The sequence below is a fragment of the Aromatoleum toluclasticum ATCC 700605 genome, assembly GCF_000378245.1.
Classification (GTDB): domain Bacteria; phylum Pseudomonadota; class Gammaproteobacteria; order Burkholderiales; family Rhodocyclaceae; genus Aromatoleum; species Aromatoleum toluclasticum.
Genome location: NZ_KB899535.1, coordinates 1 through 1,156, shown reverse-complemented (window position 1 = coordinate 1,156; position 1,156 = coordinate 1). Strand labels below are relative to the sequence as shown.

1 protein-coding gene is annotated in these 1,156 nt (G+C 69.1%); it reads right to left on the bottom strand.

Going from position 1 to position 1,156, the window contains the following annotated elements:
• Positions 1 to 104 precede the first annotated feature (104 nt).
• Positions 105 to 1,156 (bottom strand): IS110 family RNA-guided transposase (locus F464_RS29770; RefSeq protein WP_018993104.1); only part of this gene is annotated, 1,052 nt, incomplete at its 5' end.

Sequence of the window (1,156 nt, the reverse complement as noted above, 5' to 3'; positions counted from 1 at the left end):
CGTGGTCGGCCATCAGGTTAGCCAGGCTCTCAGCCGGTCGGTCTGACCTGTTTGTCTATCGCGTGCGCGCAGTCATGGAAACACCTTCAACGGAAACTGCTGATTCAGGACGCGGGCTGTTCAACCATGTTGTGCCCCTGGCGCCACGCCTCGGGGTTGTAGGCTTCGCCTTTGGCGAGCACCGCCCACAACTGGCGGGCGTGCTTGTTGGCGATCGCGACCAGCGTCTTGTGGTAACCGACCCGAGCGTTGAGCGTCACGATCCACTGCTGCAGTCGTGTGAGCGCCGCGGGGGCGCTTCGGTGCTTGCGCAAGGTGGCCGCGAGCACGCTGCGGGCGCCCTGCACGAGCAGCGTGCGCAGATAGTCGTCGCCGCGCCGGGTGATGCGGCCGAGTTTGGGTTTGCCGCCGCTGGAATACTGGCTCGGTGTGAGGCCGAGCCACGCCGCGAACTGCCGGCCGTTGTGGAACATCGTGGCGTCGCCGACGCTGGCAACCACCGCGTCCGCGGTGAGCATCCCGACACCGGGCAGGTCGCGCACCCGCCGGGCGGCGGCGTCATCGGCCTGCTGCGCGGCGATCTGCCGGTCGCACTCGGCGATGCGCGCATCCAGGGCGTCGAGCTGATCGCGCACGGACTGGATCAGGTGGCGGATCGGCGCGGGCTGCGCGGTGTCGAATTCGAGCTCGGCGAGCTTGTGTCGCAGCCGCGCCGCGCCGGTGTCGACGACCATGCCGAATTCGGCGAGCAGCCCCCGGATGCGGTTCAAGAGCGCGGTGCGCTCCTCGATCCAGCCCAGCCGCAGGCTGTGCCACGCAAGCCGGTGCTGCTGCGCCTCGGTCTTGACCGGAATGAAGCGCATCCCCGGCGCGAGCAGCGCCGCGACGATCGCCGCCGCATCGGCCCGATCGTTCTTGACCGCCTGGCGCTTGCGGTACGGGCGCACGAACTCGGCCGCCATCAGCCGCGGTTCGAGCCCCAGCGCCTGCATCGTGCGGCCCCAGCAATGCGCACCGCCGCAGGCTTCCATCCCGACGACAGTACCTTGCGGCAGCGTCGACAGCCACGCCACGAACCCCGATCGATTGAACTCCCGCGTCTCGATCACCCGCCCCGCGCCATCGGCCACGCAGGCCACGAACACGTTCTTTGCCA